Source organism: Micromonospora endophytica (genome assembly GCF_003236305.1).
Taxonomy (GTDB): Bacteria; Actinomycetota; Actinomycetes; order Mycobacteriales; family Micromonosporaceae; genus Micromonospora; species Micromonospora endophytica.
Genome location: NZ_POTX01000274.1, coordinates 1 through 7,254, shown reverse-complemented (window position 1 = coordinate 7,254; position 7,254 = coordinate 1). Strand labels below are relative to the sequence as shown.

5 protein-coding genes are annotated in these 7,254 nt (G+C 73.0%); 4 read left to right on the top strand and 1 reads right to left on the bottom strand.

Going from position 1 to position 7,254, the window contains the following annotated elements; genetic code table 11:
* The first annotated feature begins 23 nt into the window (after window positions 1–23).
* Together C1I93_RS26530 and C1I93_RS26525 are read left to right on the top strand one after the other, a co-directional pair.
* On the top strand, window positions 24–860 hold the full coding sequence (locus tag C1I93_RS26530) for an SAM hydrolase/SAM-dependent halogenase family protein (protein WP_111246010.1): 837 nt from the start codon (window positions 24–26) through the stop codon (window positions 858–860).
* Window positions 861–886: 26 nt separating this feature from the next.
* A complete protein-coding gene (locus C1I93_RS26525; RefSeq protein ID WP_111246009.1) occupies window positions 887–1,129 on the top strand; it encodes a CPCC family cysteine-rich protein in 243 nt (80 codons plus the stop codon).
* 48 nt (window positions 1,130–1,177) lie between these two features.
* Here the strand turns inward: C1I93_RS26525 and C1I93_RS26520 are convergent, their stop codons facing one another.
* Window positions 1,178–2,368, bottom strand: coding sequence for a DUF8814 domain-containing protein (locus C1I93_RS26520; protein WP_111246008.1), 1,191 nt, complete (start codon window positions 2,366–2,368; stop codon window positions 1,178–1,180).
* Window positions 2,369–2,476: 108 nt separating this feature from the next.
* Between C1I93_RS26520 and C1I93_RS26515 the strand changes: the two genes are divergently transcribed.
* Both C1I93_RS26515 and C1I93_RS26510 read left to right on the top strand, forming a co-directional pair.
* A complete protein-coding gene (locus C1I93_RS26515) occupies window positions 2,477–3,268 on the top strand; it encodes a DNA-formamidopyrimidine glycosylase family protein (RefSeq protein ID WP_111246007.1) in 792 nt (263 codons plus the stop codon).
* 192 nt (window positions 3,269–3,460) lie between these two features.
* Window positions 3,461–7,135, top strand: a complete 3,675-nt coding sequence (locus tag C1I93_RS26510) for a hypothetical protein (RefSeq protein ID WP_111246006.1) — start codon at window positions 3,461–3,463, stop codon at window positions 7,133–7,135.
* Window positions 7,136–7,254 lie beyond the last annotated feature (119 nt).

The following is a 7,254-nucleotide window of genomic DNA, read 5'->3' as shown; positions in this document are numbered from 1 at the left end:
GAGAGAGGGCGTAGGGTGGTGGGGTGGGTAGTGCGTGGGTGGTGTCGTTGACCACGGATTATGGGCTCGGGGACGGGTTTGTGGCGGCCTGCCATGGGGCCATCGCGCGGATCGCGCCGACGGTTCGGGTGTTCGACGTGACCCACCTGGTGCCGCCCGGTGACATCCGTCGAGGCGCGACGGTGCTCGCGCAGACCGTGCCGCACCTGCCGGTCGGGGTGCACGTGGCGGTGGTCGACCCAGGGGTGGGCACGGCCCGTCGAGGTGTCGCGCTGGCCACCCCGCAGGGTTTCCTGGTGGGGCCGGACAACGGCCTGCTGCTCGACGCCGCCGACGCCCTCGGCGGGGTGCGGGCCGCAGCGGAGCTGAGCAACCCGGAGTGGTTGGCCTCCCGGGTGTCGGCCACCTTCCACGGGCGGGACGTCTTCGCCCCGGTGGCCGCCCGGCTGGCCACCGGCGCGCCGCTGGCCGAGGCCGGCCCGGCGGTCGATCCGGCGACCCTGGTCCGACTGCCCGAGCCGGTGGTCGAGGTCCGGCCGGGCGGGTTCACCGCCGAGGTGTTGACCGTGGACCATTTCGGCAACGTCCAGTTGGCGGCACCCGCCGATCTCCTGGCGCCGCTGCCGGCGCGGGTACGGGTGGGGCCGCCCGGTGAGCGCGACCCGATCGAGGCCGTGCACGGGCGCACCTTCGGCGACGCTCCGGTCGGCGCCCTGGTCGCGCACGCCGATTCGGCCGACCTGGTTGCCCTTTCGGTCAACGGTGGCCGCGCTGTTGACCTGCTGGCCGCCCACCCCGGTACGCTGCTGCGGGTCGACGGATCCGCGACTGTCGGCGCGGACCCCGGGCCACACGCCTAAAACGTCCATTGTGGAAAGCTGTCTGGGTGAATGATCGCTGGGTACCCGCCGCCTGCCCCTGCTGCGCGTCCCGGACCGGTGGGGGCACCTGTCCCGTCTGCTTCTGGACCGATGACGGCCAGGGTGACGCCGACGCCGACGTCGTACGCGGCGTCGCCAACGGGGATCTGAGCCTCTCCCTAGCCCGACTCAATTTCGCCATCTACGGCGCCTGCCACCCCCGCTACCAGGATCTGGTCCGTTCGCCACGGCCGGAGGAAATGCCCTGACCGCACGGATCCCGGGCGGCGTCGTTCGACACCGCCCGGAGACCGCGCTCAGCAGCGCGACACCGCACCGCCCCAGACCTGCCCGATGTACGCGTGGCTGATGTACTGCCCGCTGGTCAGGCGGTTCCACCGATTCGTGGTGCGGTAGGGACCGGCGATGGTCTGCCCCACCTCGTAGCACTGGATCGGCACGTGGGCGTAGCGGGCTGCCAGGCCCCGCGTCCCGTACCCGGTGCTCGGGCCGGCCCGGACGTTCAACGGGCCGTCACCCACCACCCCCCGCGGTCCGCTACCCGTCCACAGGTACGCCACGTCGACCCAACTGTTCGTGGTGAGCAGCAGCCCGTCCCAGAAGGTGCCGTCGGCCAGGTCGACACCGGCCGGGTTCAGCACCACCCGGCCGAACTGGTCCCGCCCACCGTTGTACCCGTACTGGTACGCGGCCTGCGCCTCCGGCCGCCCCTGCGGCAGGCCCTTCCAGTTCTCCCGTACCGTGCTGGGGTTCCAGTAGTCGTCGCGGGTGTTCCACGGGCCGACGTCCCAGACCGGGGCGTACGCGCACCGGCTGCCGCCGGTGGTGCAGACCCGGACGGTGTAGTCGCCGGCACCACGCGGGGAGAGCCCGCGCCGGGACGGTAGGGCCACGAAGTGATCCCGGGGCACGATGACGTGCCCGTTGGCGGTGGTCCCGCCGACCAGGCCGATGCGGGTGGCGTACACCCGGTAGCTCAGGCCGACGGTGGCGGCGGTGACGGCGGTGACCGCGTCGGCGGTGAGCCGGACCGCGCGGACCTCGACGGGCTGGCCGGACCGGCTCGCGCTGAGCACGACCCGTGCCTGCACCTGCTGGGCCGGTTGGTCGAGGACGGCCGCCGGGACGGCGTCGCGCCATTCCGACCAGCCGGTGGCGCGCCACCCCCGGACCTGGACGGTCACGGTGGCGCCGGGCGCGGCGGTGGCGACGACCTCGGCCCGGAACCGGTTCGCCGGGCGGCTGAGGGCACGGGCCGGGCTGACCAGCATCCCTTCGGCGACGGCACTGCCGGTGGCGGGTACCGGCGGTGGCCGGGGATCGGTGAGCCGCAGTCCGGCGCTGGTGAGCCGGACGTTGACGTCGTCGGTGTCGACGGCGAGGTCGACAGTCCACCGTTCGGCGGGAGCCGCCGAAGCCGGGACGGCATGCAGGACAGGAGCGAGTACGAGGGTCAGGACGAACGCGGTGACATGGAGATGATTCATCTCTTCTCCTAACGTTTCCTGATAGTGCACATATTTTGCGATCAAAAATAAGCTGTCATACAAATAGCGCTATATGCGAATCCCATCCACCTGAGGGAGAATGGCGAGGTGCCTGAGGGAGACACCGTCTGGAACACCGCTCGCGTGCTGGAGCGCGCCCTGACCGGGTCCCGACTGACCGGCAGCGATTTCCGCGTGCCCCGGCTGGCCACCACCGATTTGACCGGCTGGACCGTGACCGGGTGCGCCAGCCGGGGCAAGCACCTGCTGCTCCGGTTCGAGGCGCCCGATCGCGCCCGCGCGACCCTGCACTCACACCTGCGGATGGACGGCACCTGGCGGACGTACGCCCCCGGCGAACGCTGGACGGCCCGCCCGGCGCACCTGATCCGGGCGGTGCTGCGCGCACCGGTCGCCACCGCCGTCGGCTACCACCTGCACGACCTGGAGCTGGTGCCGACCGCCGAGGAGGACCGTCTCGTCGGCCACCTCGGTCCGGACCTGCTCGGCCCCGACTGGGATGCCGACGAGGCGGTACGCCGGCTCGCCACCCACCCCGACGAGCACATCGGCGTGGCCCTGCTGGACCAGCGCAACCTGGCCGGGATCGGCAACCTCTACAAGTGCGAGGTGCTGTTCCTGCGCGGGATCCACCCCCGGACACCGGTACGCGACGTGCCCGACCTCGCCGGCCTGGTCACCCTGGCGCAGCGGTTGCTCGCCGCCAACCGGGGCCGGTGGACGCAGAGCAGCACCGGTTCGCTGCGCCGCGGCCAGACCAGCTACGTGTACGGGCGGCGGGCGCAGCCCTGCCGTCGCTGCGGCACCGCCATCCGCAAGGAGGAGTTGGGCGAGCGGGTCACCTACTGGTGCCCCACCTGCCAGCCCGGTGCCGGGTGAGGGGGCGACCCGGGATCGCCGGGGTGGCGTCCAGGACACGCCGGGTGAGCGGCAGATTGGCACGATTGGGCACTTCCTAACCGGCCGCCGAAGTCGCATGCTGCGGTGGGGTGCTCACGGAACGTCAACATCGCGCGACCGACCCTGCTCCGCCGTAGTGGCAGCCGCCGCGCCCGATCTCCGGGGGACGCCATGGCCGTGTTCCGCCGACTCCGCTCGACCTGGCTGGTGCGTGCCGTTCGCGCCGACCGGCAGGGTCCGTCCCCGACCGTCCCGGTCGCACGTACCGGCACCACCGCCGCACCGGCACCGGCACCGGCACCATCGACGGCACCGGCAGCTGCACCGGCCAGTCTGGATCCGGCCGCCACGCCGCGCTGTCTCGGGCCGGTGCCGAACCACGCGTACAGTCCCCTGCCGGTCGTCGATGACGTCGGTCAGGTGGTGCCCGGCACCGGGATCCGCAAGTTCGTCGACCCCCTGCCCGGCCTGGGCACGCCGGCGGAGCCGCCGTCGGGCGCGTACCTGCCGGTGGCGGTGCCCGACACGATCAGCTATCCCGGGTGCGACTACTACGAGATCGGCCTCCAGGAGTACGCCCAGCGCCTGCACCGCGACCTGCCGCCCACCCGGCTGCGCGGCTACCGCCAGCTCAACCTGGGCACCGACGCCGACGGGCACAACACGGTGGCCCCGCCGCAGCGGCCCTGGCACCTCGGCCCGGTGCTGCTGGCCCGCCGGGGACGACCGGCACGGATCAAGTTCATCAACCAGTTGCCCACCGGCGCGGCCGGTGACCTCTTCCTGCCCGTCGACCCGAGCGTGCCCGGCACCGGGGCGGGGCCGCTCGACGGCCCGGCGCCGTACCCACAGAATCGGGCGGTGCTGCATCTCTGCGGCGCGTCGACCGGCTGGATCAGCGCCGGCAACCCCTGGCAGTGGATCACTCCGGCAGCGGAGATCACCCCGTACCCGACCGGCGTCGGGCTGACCCACGTGCCGGACATGACCCACCCGGGTCGCGGCGCCACCACGTTCTACCACCCGAACGAGCAGAGCGGCCGGCTGCTGTGGTTCCACGACAACACGGTCGGGCTGTCCCGGCTGACCGGCTACTCCGGACAGGTCGCGCTCTACCTGCTCACCGACGAGGCGCAGGAGGAACTGGTCGCCGACGGGCTGCTGCCTGCCGAGCAGCTTCCGCTGGTCTTCGAGGACAAGACCTTCGTCCCGGACGACGACTCACTGGCCACCCAGGACCCGACCTGGGATCGGGACCGCTGGGGTGCCCGCGGCAGCCTCTGGCACCCACACGTCTACCAGCCCCGGCAGCACCCGTACCGGCCGGACGGCATCAACCCGACCGGCCGGTGGGACTACGGCCCGTGGTCACGTACGGCCACGCCGGCCGATCCGCACGCCACCGCCACGTCGGTGCCCAACCCCCGCCACGACCCGGTCGGTGACCCGGCCGAACCGCCGGAGGTGCCGGGTGTGCCGCACCCGAGCGCGGTGCCCGCGGCGTACGGCGACACCGTGCTGGTCAACGGCGTGGCGTACCCGTATCTGGAGGTCGAGCCCGGCTGGTACCGCTGGCGGATCCTCAACGCCTGCACCGACCGTTGGCTCAACCTCCAGCTCTACCGGGCCGGCTCGGACGGACCGATGTGGACACCGGAGGGCGTGTTGGCCGATCCGGACGCCGGCGAGGTGCCGATGGTGGACGCGGTGCCCGCCGCCGACCGGCCGGCCGGGTGGCCCACCGACGGCCGGTCCGGTGGGGTGCCGGATCCGCAGGCCGCCGGGCCCGAGCTGATCCGGATCGGCAACGAGTGTGGTCTGTTGCCGGCACCCGAGGTGATCGCCAATCGTCCGGTCGGTTTCCGGTACGACAGGCGCGACCCGACAGTGCTCCACGTGTCCACTCACGCACTGCTGCTGGCGCCCGGCGAGCGGGCCGACGTGCTTGTCGATCTCACCTCGGTGACGCCGGGCAGCACCCTGATCCTCTACAACGACTGCCCCGTGCCGTTGCCCTGCTTCGATCCCCGCTACGACCACCACACCGGCGATCCGGACCGGAGCGCCGAGGGCGGGCCGCCGCCGACCCGCCCCGGGTACGGCCCGAACACCCGGACCCTGCTCCAGCTGCGGGTGACCGGTTCCGTACCGGCGGACCGGCCGGCGTACGACCTCGACCGGCTGCGGGAACGGCTGCCCGGCGCGTACGCGCGCAGCCAGCGTCCGCCGATCGTGCCGCATCCGGCCTACGATCCCTGCTTCGGCACGGTCACCCCGGCCCCGGTGCGGGTGCCGGTCCACGCCACCACTGTCGAGTTCGTGCCGGCCGGCGCTGCCGCCCCGGTGACCCTGCCGCTGGCGGTCAAGACCGTGCGGCAGGTCTTCGACCCGGACCACGGCCGGCTCACCGGCCGCCTGGGTGTGACACCCCCGCCGCCCGGGGCCGTCCCGCCAGGCCCAGCCCGGGCCGTCACCCCGCCGCCCGGCTCGGCCGGGGCCATGTCGATGCTCGGCCCGGCCGATCCGGCGACCGAGCTGCTGCACGTCGGCGACCCGGCGACCCCGGTCGGCGCGCCCGGTGACGGCACTCAGCTCTGGCGGGTCCGCGGCATCGGCCGGCAGAGTCATCCGGTGCGGTTCGAGGGGCTGGACGTGCAGGTGGTCGCCCGGGTGGGTGACAACGGCACGAGCCGGCCGCCGCGCCCCGGCGAGCTGGGCTGGAAGCAGGTGGTGCGGGTCGACCCGGGCGAGGACGTGGTGCTCGCACTCCGCCCGGAGGCGCCGCCCCTCCCCTTCAAGATCGGCGACAGCGTACGGCTGCTCGACCCGGCCCGGCCGGCCGGCGGGCCGATCGACGGGCCGGCGGCGGTGCTCAACCAGCCGGTCAACCTGGGCTGGGAGTACCACTGGGCCAGCGCCGCCGGTGGGTACCGCGACCAGGGCATGAGTCGTCCCCTTGTGGTACGCGTGTCGCCCCGCGCGCCGAGCGGACTGAACGCCATCCCGGCACCCGGCTCGGCGACGGCGCTGCCGGCGATCGCCCTGACCTGGACCGGCAACGGCAGCCTGCCGGCCGCCACCAGCCACCTGCTGCACCGCGCCACCGACCCGACGTTCACCACCGGGCTGACCGAGATCACCGTGGCGGCCACGGCGACCCGGTACGTGGACGCGACCGTCACGCCGGAGGTGACGTACCACTACCGGATCCGCGCGGAGAACGCCGCCGGCTGCTCCGCCTGGTCGAACAGCGTCCCGGCGGCGGTACGGCTCGCCGCACCGACCGGACTGACCGCGGCGCTCGCGCCCGCCGCGCCGGCGCGAGTCGCCCTCCGTTGGAGCAACCACTCCTTCGCCACCGGTGTCGACGTGCAGCGGGCCACCAACCCCACTTTCACCAGCGGGCCGGGCACCACCGCCATCGGTGTCGGCGTCAATCACCTGGACGCCGCGGTCGCGCCGGACACCACGTACTACTACCGGGTGCGCACCACCTACCTGGGCGCGGCCTCACCGTGGTCGATGGTGGCCAGGGTGACCATCCCACCGACGCCGGGCACCCCGACCACGGTGAGCGTGGCCACCAGCCTCCCCGGGCCGGACACCGCGACGGTGGTGCTGGGCTGGGCGGCGAGTACTCCCCCCGGCCAGGGTTCGGGATTCGTCGTGGAACGGGCCCGCGATCCGCTCTTCCGCCGGGAGGTAGCCACCTTCACCGTCACCGGCCGGGGCTTCACCAACACCGGCCTGGCGCGCGGCGTCACCTACCACTACCGGATCCGCTCGTTCAACCTGGTCGGCTCGTCCCCCTTCACCGGCCCCATCCCGGTCACCACCCCGGACTGATCAAGCGTCGTGAGCCAACACAAGCCTGTTGATCAAGAAGTTTTGGTCGAGATCCTCGCGATTCCCGACCAAAACTTCTTGATCAACACAGCTGGGCGGTGGGGGTGTCAGGGGGAAGG